Source organism: Arcticibacterium sp. SM2516 (assembly GCF_057914865.1).
Window position 1 is genome coordinate 4,132,367 of sequence record NZ_CP195290.1, and the last position, 17,527, is coordinate 4,149,893.

Genomic DNA, 17,527 nt, shown 5'->3' on the forward strand with positions numbered 1-17,527 from the left:
AATGGTTTTCAAACCATTTGAAAGATTGGCAGAGGGATATAAGGGACTAAATTTAAATTGAAAATAATACAATGAAACATACCATGAGATGGTACGGCCCAAACGACGGGGTCACTTTAATGGATCTAAGACAGGCTGGCTGTACTGGAGTTGTCAATTCATTACATCAAATAGCCGTAGGCGAAATTTGGACGAAGAAAGATATCCAAGAACGCATTGATATTATTCAGAAAGACAATGACAAGTTTTCAAAGCTAACTTGGGATGTCGTAGAAAGTCTTCCTGTTCATGAAGACATCAAAAAGGGTATCCCTGGCAGAGAAAAATATATAGAAAACTATAAGGCTTCGCTTAAAAATTTGGCTAGTTGCGGTATTACCACGGTTTGCTATAATTTTATGCCCGTTTTAGATTGGTCTAGAACGCAGTTAGCCTATCAAATGCCAGATGGTTCTTATGCTTTACGTTTTGTTCATGTAGATTTTGCAGCATTCGATCTCTTCATTTTAAAGAGAAAAGGAGCTGAGCAAGACTATGACGAAGAAACAAGGCTTCAGGCGAAAGAAAGATTTGACGCCATGTCAGCAGAGGATATCAAAACTTTAAAAGAAGCCATTCTTCAAGGACTTCCTGGCTCTGATGACGCCTTTACGGTAGAGTCTTTCCAAAAACTTTTAGACGAATACAAGCATATTGGTGATAAAGAATTACGAGAAAACCTTTATTATTTCATGCAGCAAGTAGGTCCAATTGCCGAGCAAGTTGGTGTCAATTTATGCATTCATCCAGATGACCCACCAAAACCTTTAATTGGTTTACCTCGAGTTCTTTCTTGTCAAAAAGATATTGAGCAGTTAATGGCTGCTTATGATCATCCTGCCAATGGACTTACTTTCTGTACGGGTTCTTTGGGCGTAAGAGCAGACAATGATCTAGTGAGTATCATAGAACAATTTGGTAATAGAATTCACTTCCTTCATTTAAGAACTACGCAAAGAGAAGCAGGTTCTAAAAACTTTCATGAAGCACAACATTTAAATGGTGATGTTGACTTTTATGAAGTTATTGAGGCCATTCTTAAAGAGGAAAGAAGACGAAAATCTGCGGATGAAAAAGTAACAGAAATTCCGATGCGACCAGATCATGGACATCACTTTTGGAGTGATTCAGATAGAAAATACTACCCTGGTTACTCTTATATGGGCAGGCTAAAAGGACTCGCTGAACTAAGAGGAATGGAGCTTGCCATTAACAGGCAACTCGATAAAGCATAGACTTTACTTAAAGTAAAGTAGACAAAACGATCTTCTAAATAAGATAAAAGTCATCAATTACTACCCTCGGGTAGTAATTGATAAACTATGCCTATAAAACTGCATAAAGGTTGATTTTACACCCGAAACAGCCTCTTTATCTCATCATAATTCAGCTCCATTTCCTACATATTATGAAAAAATTCATTCTGTTACTCTGCTTAATCTCCTACATTTCCTTTGCCGATGACGGCTCTCGCCTCTGGCTAAAGTACGACTTAATTCAAGACGCATCAGCGAGAAAAGCCTACCTCAAAAAGTATAAAAAAATAGTTTTACACCAGGACACAGAAAGAACACAACTGGCTGCAAAGGAATTACAGTTTGCTTTAAAAGGACTCCTAGGAGCTGATACACCCATTGCTAATGGGAAAAATGAATCTTCGAAAAACGCCATTACCATATCTATTGATAGAAATTTAGATTTAGGAGACGGTTTTCATATTTCTGGAAACAATTCAGGAATTAAAGTGGAAGCACAGAATGACCTCGGTGCCCTCTATGGTACCTTTGCTGTAATAAGGAGAATTCAAACTTTAGAATCTTTGACTTTCGATTTGACCGAAAAGCCTAAGATTAACATTAGAATGCTTAACCATTGGGACAATGCCAATGGAACCGTAGAAAGAGGCTACGCCGGCTCTTCCATTTGGAAATGGACAGAGCTTCCAGAGGTTATAGACCCAAGAATAATTCAGTATGCACGAGCAAACGCATCAATCGGGATAAATGCCGCCGCTATTAATAATGTTAACGCGAGTTCCAAGTTTCTCACCCCAGAATATTTACGTAAAGCAAAAGGAGTGGCGGACGTTTTACGTCCTTATGGTATCAAAGTCTTTATTTCTGTAAACTTCCGTTCTCCAAAAACACTTGGCGGACTAGAAACATCAGACCCTTTGGACCCGAAAGTTCAGGAATGGTGGCAAGAGAAAACAGATGAAATTCATTCTTATATCCCAGATTTTGGAGGCTATTTAGTTAAGGCGAATTCTGAAGGAGAACCTGGACCACAAGATTACGGACGAACACATGCTGATGGAGCCAATATGCTGGCCAAAGCCCTGGAAAATAGAGACGGAATTGTGATATGGAGAGCGTTCGTTTATAATGCCGACATTAACGGAGATAGATTTGAAGAAGCTTTCAAACAGTTTAAGCCTTTGGATGGACTGTTCGACGAAAAAGTCATAGTTCAGGTGAAAAACGGCCCGATTGACTTTATGCCCCGAGAGCCGTTCCATCCAATGTTTGGTGCTTTTCCGAAGACCCCTTTGGCTATGGAATTTCAGATTACGCAGGAGTATTTAGGTCAATCTACGCATTTAACCTATCTGGCTCCGATGTTTAAGGAGACCCTATGTTCCGATACTTACGCCCAAGGCGAAGGTTCTACGGTAGCAAAAGTAGTAGACGGAAGCCTTTATAAGCATCCAATAACCCTTATGGCTGGTGTGGCCAATACAGGCTCGGATGCCAATTTCACGGGTCATCCTTTTAATCAAGCCAACTGGTATGCATTCGGGCGACTGGCCTGGAACCACGAACTCAGCTCAGAACAAATTGCGAAAGAATGGGCTTCCATGACACTAAGCAATAATCCTAAAGTTATTCATGAGGTAGAAGGAATCATGATGGAATCCCTACCTATCTACATAACTTATACTTACCCCTTAGGCCTACACCATATGATGGGAGAAGGGCATCATTACGGCCCCCAACCCTGGCTAGATAAAAGTGGCAGACCAGACTGGACTTCTACCTATTATCATAGAGCAGATAAACAAGGGATTGGTTTTGACAGGACTGGCAAAATGAGTAATGCCTTAAGCCTGTATCAGCAGGGTGTTCAGAAAAAATGGAAAAGCCCAGAAACCTGCGATTTGAATTATTTAATGTGGTTTCATCACCTAGAATGGAATTATAAATTAAGTACTGGAAATACGGTTTGGGAAGAATTAATGCTAAGGTATTACCAAGGACCAGAAGAAGTTAAAGTGCTTATGCGTAAATGGGAAAGCTTAAGCAACGAGATAGATAAAGAAGTTTTTGAAAACGTTAAAAGTAGATTAGCCATACAGCAGAGAGAAGCTTATTGGTGGAGAGATTCCTGCTATTTGTATTTCAAACAGTTTTCGCAACAGCCATTACCGGCGGGTTTAGAAGAGCCAAACAGAACATTAGAAGACGTAAAAGACATCGAAGGAGTATACCATTTAAGATAGGAGAGAAAAACATGAATAAATTTTCATTAAAAGGAAAGTTAGCTTTAGTTACGGGCGGGGGTACAGGAATAGGCTTAGCCATTACGGAGTGCTTTATAAAAGCTGGTGCACGCGTGGTTATAACGGGCCGCAGAGAAGATGTCCTAATAGAAACAGCAGATAAACTTGGAGACAGTGTAAAGTACATCGTCAACGACATCACAGATTTAGACAGTTTGCCAACATTAGTAGAAAACATAGAGTCCAATATTGGCTCATTAGATATTTTAGTCAATAACGCAGGCGTAAATCAAAAGAAACCCGCTGTAGAAGTCACGAACGAGGAGTTTGACCGTATCATACAAACGAACCTTTACGGTGTATTTGTGTTAACACGTGAAGTTGGAAAAAAAATGATTTCTAGAAAATCTGGCTCCATCATTATGATCTCGAGCATGTCTGCCTATTACGGAATAGACCGAGTGGTATCATATACCGCCTCCAAGAGCGGCGTAGAGGGTCTAGTTATGGCTTTCTCATCGGAATTCGGGAAAGACAATGTAAGAGTAAATGCCATAGCTCCAGGTTTCATAGAAACCAATATGATGCTGACCGCCATGAACTCAGACCCTGCCAGAAAAGACAAAGCTTTTGATAAAATTCATTTGAACCGTTGGGGGCAAATTGAAGACATTGGAAACGCTGCCGTTTTCTTTGCCTCGGATGCTAGTGCATACATTACATCCGTTTCTTTACCTGTAGATGGCGGAAATAGCAAAGGCTTTTAAAAAAGCAATACCCAAGAACCAAGAAATCCGCCAGACTACTGTGAGTCTGAGCGGATTTTTGTCATTTAATTTAAACCTAATTATCCTTTTACCAGCTGGATATTTAATAGGAGCTTAATTTCGTCTCCTACCACTACTCCACCGGCTTCAGTTACGCCATTCCAACTCAAGCCAAAGTCTTTACGACTAATCTTCCCTGAAATGTCAAAACCTGCTTTTTCAATATTATAAAAATCTAACATTTTACCACCATATGCCACATCCAACTCCACAGATTTAGTCACGTCTTTAATGGTCAAATCTCCTAGTAGTTTAAACGAATCTTCGGAATTTGTCTTAATAAAAGACTTAGAAGCAAATTTTAGTTCCGGAAAACGCTCTGAATCAAAAAAATCTCCAGATTTCAAGTGATTATCTCTGTCTTCGTTTCCTGTAGTAATAGTATCTATTTTTGCAGAAAAGCCAATCTCTGCATTCTCAAAAGTATCTCCTTCCGTTTTCACTTCTGCACTAAAATCTTTAAAATCTCCAGTAACGGTAGAAATCATAAGGTGCCTTACCTTGAATTGCACTTCTGAGTGCATGTTATCAATATTCCAAGTATTCATAATTAATTGTCTTTACATTGTATGTTGTTACATGCATATAACTTTATCAGAAGAATAAAAGTTCAACGCATCAAAAAATTACAAATTGGGCATAAAAAAACCTCTACTTTAAAATAGAGGTTCTGAATAGAATACTAAGACTGAGGTTTTGAATCTCCCTCCCTTTTAGGGCCACGATCTTTAAAATTTGACTTCCCTTTAAAATTCTTTTTAAAAGGTTTCTTTTTCTTAAAACCACCGTCATTTGACTTTTTCCCTGGCTCATATGCAGGACCTGCTCCTAATTCTTCAGGGATAGCTTGCTTTGGTATATCATCTCCAATAAGACTCTCAATCCTAAAAAACTTACGCTGATCTTTTTGATTTATTAAAGTAACAGCTGTTCCTGCCGAACCTGCCCTTGCTGTTCTACCAATTCTATGGATATAATCCTCAGGGTCTGGTGGGCAATCAAAATTAACTACTAAATCTATTCCGGTTACATCTATACCTCTTGAAATAATATCTGTACCCACCAAAACTCGGACTTTACCAGCTTTAAACTGATTCATCAAATCCTCTCTAGCGGCCTGATCTAAATCAGAACTAAAGCCTTTTGCTCCTAACTTGAATTTATTCAACTCCCTTTCAATATTCTTGACATTGTCTTTCGAAGAAGAGAAAACAATAATACTTTTGAAAGATTCATCTTTTAAAAGATGGGTCAACAAAGGCAATTTTTGAGTATCGTAAACCACATAAGCCAATTGCTTAATTCCTTTTGCAGGTTTAGAGATAGCAATATTTATCTGCTCTGGTTTTTTCAGAATCTTATTGGCTAAATTCCTAATCTCTGGTGGCATTGTTGCAGAAAACAACAAAGTTTGTCTAGTCGTAGGTAGTTGAGAACTTATTCGAAGAATATCTCCTAAAAAACCCATATCCAACATACGATCTGCCTCATCCAAAATCAAATGTTGCAGTTTTCCAAAATCAACCTTGTCGGAATTCATTAAGGCTATTAACCTTCCTGGTGTTGCAATAACCAAATCCGCTCCAGCCTCTAAAGCTCTCTTTTGGGTAATGAATGTATCTCCATCTCCTCCCCCATATACTGGAATAGAACTTACTCCTGTAAAATAAGAAAGACCTTCTACTTGTTGATCTATTTGAATAGCCAATTCTCTAGTAGGAGTAATCACCAAGGTATTCAAATGCCTTTCCTCGTCGGGCAATTGAGCTATCTTATGCAAAACCGGTAATATGAACGCAGCTGTTTTACCTGTACCAGTTTGGGCACAAGCTATTAAATCCTTTCCCTCAATTACTTTTGGAATGGCAAATTCTTGGATAGGTGTTGCATTTTCAAAGCCAATGGCTTCCAGCCCTTCCAGTAGTTTCTCGTCTAATCCTAATTCTCTAAATGTCAAATTTCTAGTGTTTTAAAGCACGATGATTTAACAAAGCTAAACAAAAATTCAGCCACATTAACTATTCTCTGATTTAACCAAAAAATCACTTTCGTAAACCTTCGTTTCTCCGCCTTGATTAATCGCATAATTAAAACCCTTCTGAATGGCATAAGCTCCGTGATGACCTGCCTTGTCTATGGCTAAAAAACCCACTTGGAATTGTTCAAAGTCTTTCAATTTATTCGCTATTCTCTTTACGCCCTCTTCGCAGGCTTCTTGAGGAGTTCTTCCCTGACGCATGAGTTCCACAATCAAAAAGGAACCACAAGTTTTCATCACAAGCTCACCTACCCCAGTGGCTACCGCTCCGCCTATCTCATCATCCACGTACATACCAGCACCTATAATTGGAGAGTCTCCAACCCTACCATGTAATTTATAAGCCATCCCACTGGTCGTACAAGCTCCCGCTATTTTGGCGTTGCTATCTAAAGCCATTATGCCAATAGTGTCATGTCTTTCAATATTAGCCACGGGTTTGTAATCCGCAGTCTCCAACCATTCCTTATATTGTTTCTCGGCCTCATCTGTCAAAATATCTTCTTCTGCAAAGCCTTCTTCTTTCGCAAACTTCAAAGCCCCTTCTCCAACGAGCATCACATGAGGTGTTTTTTCCATCACACGTCTTGCAACTGATAGCGGATGCTTTATTCCTTGAAGAAAAGCCACCGAACCGGCATTCATTTCGTAATCCATGATACATGCATCTAATGTTACCCTACCGTCTCTATCTGGCCTTCCACCATATCCCACACTCATGTCATTAGGATCTCCTTCTGGCACATTTCCTCCTTTTTCTACACCATCCAATGAACTTCCACCATTTTCCATCGCCGTCATTGCAGCATTTACAGCGTCTACATTTGGCCCCCATGTGGCAATTGAAACGGGCACCCCTGACTTAGAATTCGAGTTATGAACCACAGTCTTTTCTGTCTCACAAGCCAGCAAACCACCTACTGTTAGACCAGCGGCACCAGACTTAATAAAATTTCTTCTTTTCATTGATTAGATATTTAAGGAAATTTAAAAAGGAATTTAGGTAAGATTACTGAAATTTTAAAATTTCCTGAGGTCAGAAAACTTGAACTTCTTAGAAACCCACATGATAGTCTATCTTTTTCCTTTATTTTTGCAATTCATTTTCCCATAGAATTTACTACTTAAAAGAATGGCAAAGAAAATCCAATCGGCATTAATCTCTGTTTTTTACAAAGACGGTTTAGATAAGATTGCAAAACTCTTGCATGAAAACGATGTCACTATCTACTCTACAGGAGGAACACAAAGTTTTATAGAAGATTTAGGAATTCCTGTAACCGCAGTAGAAGACCTTACTTCTTACCCTTCCATTTTTGGAGGCAGAGTAAAAACCTTACACCCAAAAGTATTTGGCGGCATTCTTCATAGAAGAGAAAACCAAGACGATGTAAAAACAGCGGCAGAGATGGAAATCCCAGCCATTGACTTAGTCATAGTTGATTTATACCCTTTTGAAGAAACGGTAGCTTCTGGTGCTTCAGAAGATGATATTATTGAGAAAATTGACATTGGAGGAATTGCCCTCATAAGAGGTGCAGCCAAAAACTATCAAGACGTACTCATCGTTTCTTCCAGAAATCAATATGATGATGTTTTTAATACTCTTTCTAATAAAGGTTGTGGAACAGATTTAGAAGACAGAAAGGCTTACGCCATGAAAGCATTTGGTGTTAGTTCTCATTATGACTCAGCTATCCACGGCTATTTCTTCGGAGCGGAAGATGCAGGAAACTTTAGAGCTGGCGAGGCCAAAACTTTAAGATACGGAGAAAATCCTCACCAATCTTCTACTTTTTATGGTGACTTAGATGCCATGTTTGACCAGATTCATGGAAAGGAATTATCGTATAATAATTTAGTAGATACGGACGCAGCGGTTAGATTGATTGACGAGTTCGAAGATTTAACCTTTGTAATCATGAAGCATAACAATGCTTGTGGTGTGGCAACAGCTCCTACGGCTCTTCAAGCCTATGAGAATGCATTGTCTTGTGACCCTGTATCAGCTTTTGGAGGTGTCATCATTACCAATGCTCCGGTGGATAAAGCAACGGCAGAATCCATGCACCCATTGTTTTTTGAGATTTTAGTAGCTCCTTCATTTGATGAGGACGCACTAGCTATTCTGACGAAGAAAAAAGACAGAAGACTTTTAATCAGAAAAGAAGTTAAAAATGCTAAAAAGCAATTCAGAACTTTACTCAACGGTGTTTTAGAGCAAGACAAAGACATGACCATGGAGTCGGCAAAAGACTTCAATGCCGCTACAGAAAAGAAACCAAGTGATGCTGAAATTAAGGCCTTAGAATTTGCATTGAAAATTTGCAAACATTTAAAGTCTAATAATGTCGTTCTCGCAAAAGAAGGTCAATTGCTATCATGTGGTGTAGGACAAACTTCTAGAGTAGACGCTCTTAATCAGGCCATTGATAAAGCGAAACAATTTGGTTTTGACTTGAATGGAGCGGTGATGGCTTCTGAAGCGTTCTTCCCTTTTCCAGACTGCGTAGAAATTGGACATAAAGCGGGAATTACGGCAGTGGTTCAGCCTGGCGGCTCTATTCGCGACCAGTTGTCTATAGACTATTGTAACGAAAACGGTGTAGCCATGGTAATGACTGGCGTCAGACATTTCTTGCATTGATAATTATATTCTAACTTGTGGGCAGCATAAATCTACCTGCCTACAAGTTTATAATTACACTCCACTTCAAAAAACCTAATCAATATGAAAGTTCAATTCTTTGGAGCCGCAAGACGAGTTACGGGAAGCAAGCACCTTTTAACCACAATATCAGGTACTAAGATACTTTTAGATTGTGGACTGTTTCAGGGTATTGGAACAACAGAATTAAACTCTTCTTTCGGATTTAATCCCGAAGAACTAGATTTCGTTATTCTTTCTCATGCACATATTGACCATACGGGTTTACTACCAAAATTAATTAAAGATGGTTTTAAAGGCACGGTATATTGTACGCATGCCACCAAAAGCCTTTGCGAAATCATGCTCATGGATTCTGCAAGAATTCAAGAAACAGATATAAGAAGAATTAATAAAAGACGGAGAAAAAGAGGTGACGAACTGCTAGAATCCCTTTATAGTGAAAAGGATGCCCAAGACGCTATTGACCTAATGGAAACTAAGGGCTACCATACTAAATTTGAAATAGAACCTGGTGTAACATTTAGCTTTTATGAATCTGGTCACATCCTTGGCAGTGCTGGCATATATATAGAATTCCTTGAGGATAATCGTATGAAGTCCTTATTCTTCACTGGAGATATAGGAAGGCCTAACGATAAAATCTTAAGAGAACCAGAGGCCTTTCCCCAGGCAGACTACATCATCTCTGAATCTACTTATGGTGATAAATTGCACGAACCCGAGCCTGACATGAGAGCTCACCTTTTAAGGGTTGTGAAAGAAACTTGTGTAGTGAACAAAGGGAGGCTAATTATTCCTGCTTTCTCGGTAGATAGAACACAGGAATTGATTTACGCATTGGATGTATTAGAAAACGAGGGGAAACTCCCTAGAATACCTGTTTATATAGATAGTCCACTTTCTGTGAAAGCTACGCTAGTAATGCGTAAGCACGAAGAGGAGTTCAATCCCGAAATCTTGGATTATATAAAAAGAGACGGAGACGCATTTGGATTTGAAAACCTTAACTATATCACCAAAGTAGAAGACTCCATCGCCATCAATAATTCTAAAGAGCCTTGTATTATCATATCGTCTTCTGGAATGGCAGAGGCAGGGAGGATAAAACATCACATCAAAAACAACTGTGAGAACCCTAATAACACCATTCTAATCGTAGGATATTGTTCTCCGAGCTCATTGGGCTATCAAATAAAAATTAAAGCTTCTGAGATAAGAATATTTGGCGATACCTTTAAACTAAACGCCAATGTGGAAGTTATGGATTCATTTTCTGCTCATGCAGATTACCAAGAAATGATAAGCTACCTAGGCTGCCAAGATGCATCAAAAGTTAAAAAGGTTTTTCTTGTTCATGGTGAAATAGAAAAGCAAACGGCCTTTAAAACAAGGCTCGAAAATGTAGGTTTCAAGAATATTGAAATCCCTCACCACAAAGAAGCTTTTCAAATTTAAGCTCAATCAACCTCTCAATTGCCTCAAAGCATGATTAGAGAACACAAATTCATCCAATTCTTGAATGTGGGTGGTTAATATGGATTGGCTATTTCCTTCCCAAAGTTTTTTGCCTTTGTGAAGAAACATGATATAATCACCAATGGAAAGAACCGAATTCATGTCATGAGTAATAACCACAGTGGTAATCTCATACTCGTCGGTAATTTCCTTAATAAGCTCATCTATTTTTATGGCCGTTAGCGGGTCTAAACCAGAATTGGGCTCATCGCAGAAAAGATATTTAGGATTCATAACTATAGCTCTAGCTATACCAACCCTCTTTTTCATTCCCCCCGAAACTTCAGAAGGCATTAATTTACCAGTACCTTCCAATCCTACTCTTTGCAAACAAAACTCTACCCTATCCCTCTTTTCCGACTCAGACATTGTAGTTAACATCTTTAAGGGAAATTCTACATTCTGATAAACGGTTTTTGAGTCAAACAAGGCTCCTCCTTGAAAAAGAACACCCATATCTCTTCTAATATCCTTCTTATCCTCCTCTTCTTGTAGCAAAAATCTTCTTCCGTCATACAGCACTTGCCCTTCCTCCGGTTTAACTAAATCTAGCATACACTTAAGAAGAACGCTTTTACCTGTTCCGCTAGCACCTATAACCAAACTCGTTTTTCCTTTTTCAAAGATTCCACTTACGCCGTAAAGGATCTGACGACCATTAAAAGATTTAGAGATGTTTTTTATTTCTATCACGGCTAATTATCAGGTTAAAAGTTCTGCTAATAAATAATCTGCCACCAAGATGGCTATACAGCTATTTGTAACAGCGGTGGTGCTGGCTTGCCCCACCTCTAAAGCACCGCCTTTGGTATGGTAGCCTTTATAAGCAGAAATGGTGGTAATGAGAAATCCAAAAACGAAGGATTTCACTAAAGCAATGATAATATTATAGGGAACAAATGACGTTCTAATACCATAAATGTATTCTTCAGGTGTCAAAATCCCTGTCATGGTACCAGCCAAATAGCCGCCGTAAATTCCAAGGAAATCCGACAGAATGGCCAATAAAGGGAAAGTAATCATAGCCGCTAAAACTTTGGGCAGTACCAGATAAGAGGAAGCATTAATACCCATCACTTCAAGGGCGTCTATCTGCTCAGTAATCCTCATGGTTCCTAGCTCACCAGCAATATTAGATCCTACCTTCCCTGCCAAAACTACACACATAAAGGTGGAGGATAGTTCTAAAAGCATCATATCTCTAACCACATTACTCACAATGTAATTAGGAATAAAGGGGCTTACAAGGTTGGCATAAATCTGAACACAGGTTACCGCCCCTATAAAAAAGGCCACAATAGAAACAATAAAAACAGAATTTATACCAATTTTGACACACTCGTCAATAAACCTCTCCCAGTAAACTTTAAAAGTTTCCCGTCTAATAAATAGACTACCGAGGAAAAGGAAAAAATTTCCAACTATAGAAAGCATTTAGCGGATGTTTTAAGCTTACGCAAATTTAATAAATTGATTGGGTATGCAATATCAACTAGTTTTGTGCAAAAACCGAACCATGAACAAAGTTGCTGTAATTACTGGTGCTTCTAAAGGAATTGGAAGAGCCATTGCTGAAAAATTCGCTTCACAAGGCATTGACCTTATTATCACATCCAGAAATAAAGAGGATTTGGAAGTAATCAAAATTAAGTTGGAATCGGAAAATAATATTTCTGTTCACCCTTTTTCTGCCGACTTAAGTGAGAAAAAAGGGGTAACATCCTTCGTGGAATATGTTAAAGGCTTGGGTTTACCAATTCATATACTCGTAAATAATGCCGGCGTATTTATCCAAGGTACGCTAATGGATGAAGAAGAAGGTTCTTTGGAAAGTCAAATAAACACCAACCTCTATTCTGCCTACCATACCACTAGGGGATTGATAGACACCATTCGAAAAACCGAAAACGCCCATATTTTCAATATTTGCTCTATAGCCAGCCTTCAAGCCTATCCAGGCTCTGGTTCTTATACCATTTCTAAGTTTGCCCTTCTGGGCTTCACCAAGTCATTACGGGCTGAACTTATCCCTGAAAAGATAAAGGTAACTGCAGTGATGCCTGGAGCCACCTATACCAGCAGTTGGGAAGGTTCAGATATGCCTGAATCAAGGTTTATAGCAGCTACCGATATAGCGGAATCTATATGGTCTGCCTACAATCTTTCACCGTCTGCGGTCGTTGAAGAAATCATCATTAGACCGACGGAAGGAGATCTTTAGTAGGACGCTTTTTAAAAATCTTAGGAATACATGATAATTGCGAAAGTTTAAAATTCTTACTTTTGCAGTCAAATTTAGAAAAACAATAAAATGGAGGCTTTACAAGATGTAGCACATATTTCTGGAAGACCAGGATTATTTAAGATTATTAAACCAGGACGCTCCGGTGTAATAGTGGAGAGCATGGACGGTAATAAAAAAAGGGAGATTGTTAATGTAAATGCTAAAGTATCTGTTTTAAAAGATATTTCTATTTACTGTGAAGAGTTTGAGAAATCAACCCCGCTGTCTGAAATATTCACAACCATTCGTGAGCAAAACGGAGCAAAAATTGATTTTGATGTAAAAAACTCAACACCGGAAGACTTTTTCAAGTTTTTTGCAGTAGTCATGCCCGATTTCGATAAAGACAGAGTTTACTCTTCAGATATTAAAAAAATAATTCAGTGGTATAACCTTCTTTCAACTGCAATGCCTGAGTTGTGGGAAGCAAAAAGCGAAGAAGAGGAGTAATAGCAGCACTTGCTTTTAATCCTTAATAAGTCAATAAGACCCATGTAAAATAAATTATGGGACTTATTGACTACCACAACTTATGAATAGAATCCAAAACTTTGTAATTTGGTAACCTCATAACGACAAAATCTACCCAATGAGACGTCTTCTTATTTTGTTTATTTTATTTCTGGCAGCTCAATTTGTGCAGGCACAATCCGACTGTTTACTGACAAGAAGTGCTACAATTACCGCCAAGGGTCAAGAATCTGAGCTCATTAACAAATATAACCTCAACAGGAGTCTCATTGAGGAAACCAGAACAATCCCCAACTCTCAAGGTGGTGGTTCCTATACTACCAAAAAGGTATTTGAATATAACGAAAAGGGGTATTTAAGTAAAATCTCTGAATTTGTGAATGACGAATTCAAAACCTCAATCCTTAGAACCTACGACAGGCTCGGTAATCTAATTTCTGAAACAGAAGGCAAAGAGCCTAACGGACTAAATAATATCATCAATAAGCTCACCTCCTCAAACGGCACGGAAGTTAAACTATACTTTGATGCTAATAACGGTATCAGTGGAAAAGAAGTTACCGAAAAAAACGACAAGGGGGATGTGGTTAAATATGAAATGCATAATGCCAAGGGAGAAGTAAACCTCTCTAAAGAATATAAATACAACAGCTCTTCAAAAGAAACATACTACAAAAGAAATGACGTAGTTGGTGGAATGATTGAAGTGACCTTTTCTGATTACAATAACGAAGGAAAGATAGGAAAAGACAGCACTTTTCTAAACAATAATTTGATTGCTAAAACGCTATATACCTATACCAATGGCTATTTGACCAAAAAATCTCGGTATGGTAGAAATAACATTTTGGAATACGTTATTGATTATAGCAATAATGCACGAGGAAAAATTTCGGAAGAGCGTTTTATATATAATGCCAACCTTCTAAGCGTTGTAAAAAACACTTATGACGCAAATGGCAACCTGATTGAAGAAAAACGCTTTGATAAAAACAACGAACTTTTAAGAACTAAAATTCAGGAATTCACCTGTCCTAATTGATATGGAAGCAATAGTAGAAGAGAAGATTGACTATGTGGCTGAAATTGCCAGATTAAAAAAGGAAAAGAATGCTGTCATTCTGGCCCATTACTATCAAACCTCAGACATACAAGATATTGCAGATTATATTGGTGACAGCCTAGGTCTCTCTCAACAAGCGGCCAAAACAGAAGCGGATATTATTGTTTTTGCAGGTGTGAGGTTTATGGCAGAAACTGCCAAAATATTATCTCCAAGTAAGAAAGTAGTCCTACCAGATATTAACGCTGGTTGCTCTTTAGAAGAATCTGCTCCCGCAGATAAATTCACAGCTTTTAAAGCCAAACACCCAGAAGCTGTCGTAATTTCCTACGTTAACTGCTCTGCGGAGCTCAAAACACTTACGGATATTGTTTGTACCAGTACCAATGCTATTAAAATAGTAGAAAGCGTACCAAAGGACAAACAAATAATTTTCGCTCCGGATAAAAACCTTGGGGACTTTCTAAATCGTAAAACAGGAAGAAACATGATTCTTTGGGATGGAGCATGCATGGTTCACGAAGCCTTCTCTGCAGAGATGATTGCCGACCTTAAAGCGAAACACCCTCAGGCTACCATTATAGCCCACCCAGAAAGCGAAAAACCTGTTTTAGATAACGCGGAATACATTGGCTCTACCACAGGCTTATTGAAATATACCATTAACAGCCCTTCAAAGGAGTTCATAGTAGCTACGGAATCTGGTATTATTCATCAAATGAAGAAAGCCTCTCCCGATAAAATATTCCATGTGGCTCCAACAGTCAAAAACGGGCACCCCTGTGTGGCTTGTGCAGACTGCCCACACATGAAACTAAATACAATGGAGAAACTTTACAGATGCCTATTAGACGAAAGTCCAGAGATTTTACTTTCTGATGAAATTCTCGAAAAAGCTAGAGCTCCAATAGACAGAATGTTAGAAATTTCGGAAAAGCACGGTCTTTAATGAATGATTAGCAATATTGCTTCATGGGCGGCTTGGTTCCTATTAATGAGTGCTTTGTATTATCATTTACAGCATCAAGAGGTGAATTCTGGAAATGCTCAAATGCTTTTTTATGATACTACGAATGACGCAAAAGCCAGACCCTTGATATTTCTATCTATTTCTGCTTTCGTTTTATTTGTCCTTCATCTGGTAAAAAAAGCAGACCCCTCTATTTTTAACTCACCCTTACCAAAGGAAAAAGGCTCTATGGCTAATTCCCATGCTATCGTCATTGAGCTTATATCCATGATTCAATTATGGATTGGAGGCCTTGCATTATTGCTTTGCAAAAAAACATCATCGGAAGACTTTCAAGCCATGCACAGTTTATGGTTTTACATAAGCCTTTTGGTATTTATAGTTCTAATTTACATATTAAGGATGCACAAACACCAAAAGAGCTAAAAATTGCTTTCCTTTGAGAAACTAAATTACATCCATTAGAAGTTATTAATAGAGCTTAAAAGAAAAGAGAATGGAAGAGAAGAAAAAAATAAAGAATAGCAAATTCGCCATAAGAATCCCCATTATTGTAGCAGTTACTTTAGCAGCGGGTATACAGATCGGAGCAAAATTCTTCAGCGACCAAAACATGGTCGGCGATGTTATTAAATCCTCTAGTAAGTTTAAGGAGATCCTGACTTATATAGATAGAAGCTATGTTGATCCTGTAGATACGGATTCTCTTGCGGAATATGGTATTACCAAAATGCTAGAGAAGCTAGACCCCCATACTGCTTACCTTCCAGCTAAAGAAGCTGAGTTGGCCATGTCTGAACTTCAAAATGGTTTTGACGGAATAGGTGTAGAATTCAATATTTTCAATGACACCGTTTACGTAGTTACTCCTTTGTCTGGTGGCCCTTCGGAAGAAGTTGGCATCTTAAGTGGCGATGCTATTTTAGAGGCTAACGGCACCAAATTAACCGGAGAAGAACTCAGTACACGTCTTATTTTCAATACACTTCGTGGCGAAAGAGGCACCAAGGTCAAGATGAAAATAAAAAGAAAAGGCTTTAAGGAGCCTTTGGAATTTACAGTTATTAGAAACAAGATCCCTACCTATTCTGTAGACGCCTCTTATCTCATGGATGATAAGAAAACTGGCTATATCAAAATAAATAGATTTTCAGAAACCACTTACGACGAGTTTTTGGACGGCCTTAAGGGTTTAAAGAAACAAGGGATGACACAGCTTATCCTAGATTTAAGAGGTAACCCTGGAGGGTATCTAGAAAGAGCCACAGCCATAGCAGATGAGTTTATTTCCGGAAATGACGTTTTGGTATATACAGATGGGAAAGATGACCGAAACGACCGCAAAATGTACGCTAGAAAGGCTGGAATCTTTGAAAAGGGTGCATTGGTAGTATTGGTGGACGAAGGCAGTGCCTCTGCCTCGGAAATTGTATCTGGAGCACTTCAAGATTACGACAGAGCTTTAATTATAGGAAGGAGGACTTTTGGAAAAGGTTTGGTTCAAGCCCCTATTTCTCTTTCGGATGGTTCTGAGCTAAGATTAACCATTTCACGATATTACATTCCTTCTGGTAGAAGTATTCAGAAACCGTACACTTCAGGGGATCTGAATGATTATTATGGAGAATTAGGTGAAAGAGCCCAGCACGGTGAATTTTTCAATGCCGATAGTATTAGAAATGATCCTAAGAACTTATACAAGACTAAAGGAGGCCGTACCGTTTATGGTGGTGGCGGAATAACCCCAGATGTGTTTGTAAGCAGAGATACTACACATATCAGTAAATACTTAATGGAATTGTATGGCACTAACGTGGTTAGGGAATATGCTCTCATCTATGCAAATGACCATGTGGAAGCCTTGAATAAGATGTCTTTAGATGCTTACATCAAGTCTTTCAATGTTTCTGAGGCCATGTTAAAAGAAATTGTAAAGAAAGGCGAAGCTATAGGCATTAAATATGTAGACAGCGATTTCAAAAAATCTAAAGGATTTGTACAAAATCAAGTTAAAGCTCTTATAGCAAGGAGTATATGGAAAGACCAAAATGGTTTAAGTAATTCCTTTTACAGGGTCATCGGCAAAGACGATGAAATGTTAAAAGCTGCCATGGGTCATTTTGAAGAAGCACGAAACCTAGGAAGATAAA

At 38.6% G+C, this 17,527-nt stretch carries 16 protein-coding genes; 11 read left to right on the forward strand and 5 right to left on the reverse strand.

Annotated features, from left to right (window positions below; genetic code table 11):
• Nucleotides 1-71 precede the first annotated feature (71 nt).
• The 3 genes from uxuA (at nucleotide 72) to ACSBFT_RS17005 (ending at nucleotide 4,305) form a co-directional block, all read left to right on the forward strand.
• On the forward strand, nucleotides 72-1,274 hold the full coding sequence (uxuA, locus tag ACSBFT_RS16995; RefSeq protein ID WP_463045076.1) for a mannonate dehydratase: 1,203 nt from the start codon (nucleotides 72-74) through the stop codon (nucleotides 1,272-1,274).
• Between the two features lie 173 nt (nucleotides 1,275-1,447).
• A complete protein-coding gene (locus ACSBFT_RS17000) occupies nucleotides 1,448-3,538 on the forward strand; it encodes an alpha-glucuronidase family glycosyl hydrolase (protein WP_489601646.1) in 2,091 nt (696 codons plus the stop codon).
• An 11-nt stretch (nucleotides 3,539-3,549) separates the two neighbouring features.
• Nucleotides 3,550-4,305 (forward strand): SDR family NAD(P)-dependent oxidoreductase, encoded by a 756-nt coding sequence (locus ACSBFT_RS17005; protein WP_489601647.1) that lies wholly within the window; start codon nucleotides 3,550-3,552, stop codon nucleotides 4,303-4,305.
• A gap of 80 nt (nucleotides 4,306-4,385) precedes the next feature.
• On the opposite strand, the gene ACSBFT_RS17010 is transcribed toward ACSBFT_RS17005, so the two are convergent.
• The 3 genes from ACSBFT_RS17010 to ACSBFT_RS17020 form a co-directional block, all read right to left on the reverse strand.
• Nucleotides 4,386-4,913 (reverse strand): YceI family protein, encoded by a 528-nt coding sequence (locus ACSBFT_RS17010; RefSeq protein ID WP_489601648.1) that lies wholly within the window; start codon nucleotides 4,911-4,913, stop codon nucleotides 4,386-4,388.
• 134 nt (nucleotides 4,914-5,047) lie between these two features.
• Complete coding sequence (locus ACSBFT_RS17015) at nucleotides 5,048-6,322, reverse strand: DEAD/DEAH box helicase (RefSeq protein ID WP_489601650.1); 1,275 nt, start codon at nucleotides 6,320-6,322, stop codon at nucleotides 5,048-5,050.
• 57 nt (nucleotides 6,323-6,379) lie between these two features.
• The gene (locus tag ACSBFT_RS17020) at nucleotides 6,380-7,369 is read right to left on the reverse strand and encodes a glycosylasparaginase (protein ID WP_489601652.1); all 990 of its coding nucleotides are present in this window, start codon (nucleotides 7,367-7,369) and stop codon (nucleotides 6,380-6,382) included.
• A 166-nt stretch (nucleotides 7,370-7,535) separates the two neighbouring features.
• On the opposite strand from ACSBFT_RS17020, the gene purH reads away from it, so the two are divergent.
• Together purH and ACSBFT_RS17030 are read left to right on the forward strand one after the other, a co-directional pair.
• Nucleotides 7,536-9,050, forward strand: a complete 1,515-nt coding sequence (gene purH / locus ACSBFT_RS17025) for a bifunctional phosphoribosylaminoimidazolecarboxamide formyltransferase/IMP cyclohydrolase (RefSeq protein WP_489601653.1) — start codon at nucleotides 7,536-7,538, stop codon at nucleotides 9,048-9,050.
• 84 nt (nucleotides 9,051-9,134) lie between these two features.
• Complete coding sequence (locus ACSBFT_RS17030) at nucleotides 9,135-10,529, forward strand: MBL fold metallo-hydrolase RNA specificity domain-containing protein (protein ID WP_463045083.1); 1,395 nt, start codon at nucleotides 9,135-9,137, stop codon at nucleotides 10,527-10,529.
• Between the two features lie 6 nt (nucleotides 10,530-10,535).
• Here the strand turns inward: ACSBFT_RS17030 and ACSBFT_RS17035 are convergent, their stop codons facing one another.
• Both ACSBFT_RS17035 and ACSBFT_RS17040 read right to left on the reverse strand, forming a co-directional pair.
• Nucleotides 10,536-11,282, reverse strand: a complete 747-nt coding sequence (locus ACSBFT_RS17035; protein ID WP_463045084.1) for an ABC transporter ATP-binding protein — start codon at nucleotides 11,280-11,282, stop codon at nucleotides 10,536-10,538.
• A gap of 9 nt (nucleotides 11,283-11,291) precedes the next feature.
• Entirely contained in the window at nucleotides 11,292-12,023 is a 732-nt protein-coding gene (locus ACSBFT_RS17040) for an MlaE family ABC transporter permease (protein WP_463045085.1), read from the reverse strand.
• Between the two features lie 82 nt (nucleotides 12,024-12,105).
• Here ACSBFT_RS17040 and ACSBFT_RS17045 point away from each other — a divergent pair, with 82 nt between their 5' ends.
• The 6 genes from ACSBFT_RS17045 (at nucleotide 12,106) to ACSBFT_RS17070 (ending at nucleotide 17,526) form a co-directional block, all read left to right on the forward strand.
• A complete protein-coding gene (locus ACSBFT_RS17045; RefSeq protein WP_463045086.1) occupies nucleotides 12,106-12,810 on the forward strand; it encodes an SDR family oxidoreductase in 705 nt (234 codons plus the stop codon).
• 90 nt (nucleotides 12,811-12,900) lie between these two features.
• Nucleotides 12,901-13,323, forward strand: coding sequence for a DUF5606 family protein (locus ACSBFT_RS17050; RefSeq protein WP_489601656.1), 423 nt, complete (start codon nucleotides 12,901-12,903; stop codon nucleotides 13,321-13,323).
• 139 nt (nucleotides 13,324-13,462) lie between these two features.
• A complete protein-coding gene (locus ACSBFT_RS17055; protein WP_489601657.1) occupies nucleotides 13,463-14,386 on the forward strand; it encodes a hypothetical protein in 924 nt (307 codons plus the stop codon).
• 1 nt (nucleotide 14,387) lies between these two features.
• The gene (gene nadA, locus ACSBFT_RS17060; protein WP_463045089.1) at nucleotides 14,388-15,356 is read left to right on the forward strand and encodes a quinolinate synthase NadA; all 969 of its coding nucleotides are present in this window, start codon (nucleotides 14,388-14,390) and stop codon (nucleotides 15,354-15,356) included.
• 3 nt (nucleotides 15,357-15,359) lie between these two features.
• Complete coding sequence (locus ACSBFT_RS17065; RefSeq protein WP_489601658.1) at nucleotides 15,360-15,803, forward strand: hypothetical protein; 444 nt, start codon at nucleotides 15,360-15,362, stop codon at nucleotides 15,801-15,803.
• A gap of 70 nt (nucleotides 15,804-15,873) precedes the next feature.
• Nucleotides 15,874-17,526 (forward strand): S41 family peptidase, encoded by a 1,653-nt coding sequence (locus ACSBFT_RS17070; protein ID WP_489601660.1) that lies wholly within the window; start codon nucleotides 15,874-15,876, stop codon nucleotides 17,524-17,526.
• Nucleotide 17,527 lies beyond the last annotated feature (1 nt).

Bases quoted from the DNA above. Each gene is read 5' to 3' on its own strand.
- uxuA (WP_463045076.1), top strand. From the start codon at position 72: ATGAAACATACCATGAGATGGTACGGCCCAAACGACGGGGTCACTTTA.
- ACSBFT_RS17000 (WP_489601646.1), top strand. From the start codon at position 1,448: ATGAAAAAATTCATTCTGTTACTCTGCTTAATCTCCTACATTTCCTTT.
- ACSBFT_RS17005 (WP_489601647.1), top strand. From the start codon at position 3,550: ATGAATAAATTTTCATTAAAAGGAAAGTTAGCTTTAGTTACGGGCGGG.
- ACSBFT_RS17010 (WP_489601648.1), bottom strand. From the start codon at position 4,913: ATGAATACTTGGAATATTGATAACATGCACTCAGAAGTGCAATTCAAG.
- ACSBFT_RS17020 (WP_489601652.1), bottom strand. From the start codon at position 7,369: ATGAAAAGAAGAAATTTTATTAAGTCTGGTGCCGCTGGTCTAACAGTA.
- purH (WP_489601653.1), top strand. From the start codon at position 7,536: ATGGCAAAGAAAATCCAATCGGCATTAATCTCTGTTTTTTACAAAGAC.
- ACSBFT_RS17030 (WP_463045083.1), top strand. From the start codon at position 9,135: ATGAAAGTTCAATTCTTTGGAGCCGCAAGACGAGTTACGGGAAGCAAG.
- ACSBFT_RS17040 (WP_463045085.1), bottom strand. From the start codon at position 12,023: ATGCTTTCTATAGTTGGAAATTTTTTCCTTTTCCTCGGTAGTCTATTT.
- ACSBFT_RS17045 (WP_463045086.1), top strand. From the start codon at position 12,106: ATGAACAAAGTTGCTGTAATTACTGGTGCTTCTAAAGGAATTGGAAGA.
- ACSBFT_RS17050 (WP_489601656.1), top strand. From the start codon at position 12,901: ATGGAGGCTTTACAAGATGTAGCACATATTTCTGGAAGACCAGGATTA.
- ACSBFT_RS17055 (WP_489601657.1), top strand. From the start codon at position 13,463: ATGAGACGTCTTCTTATTTTGTTTATTTTATTTCTGGCAGCTCAATTT.
- nadA (WP_463045089.1), top strand. From the start codon at position 14,388: ATGGAAGCAATAGTAGAAGAGAAGATTGACTATGTGGCTGAAATTGCC.
- ACSBFT_RS17065 (WP_489601658.1), top strand. From the start codon at position 15,360: ATGATTAGCAATATTGCTTCATGGGCGGCTTGGTTCCTATTAATGAGT.
- ACSBFT_RS17070 (WP_489601660.1), top strand. From the start codon at position 15,874: ATGGAAGAGAAGAAAAAAATAAAGAATAGCAAATTCGCCATAAGAATC.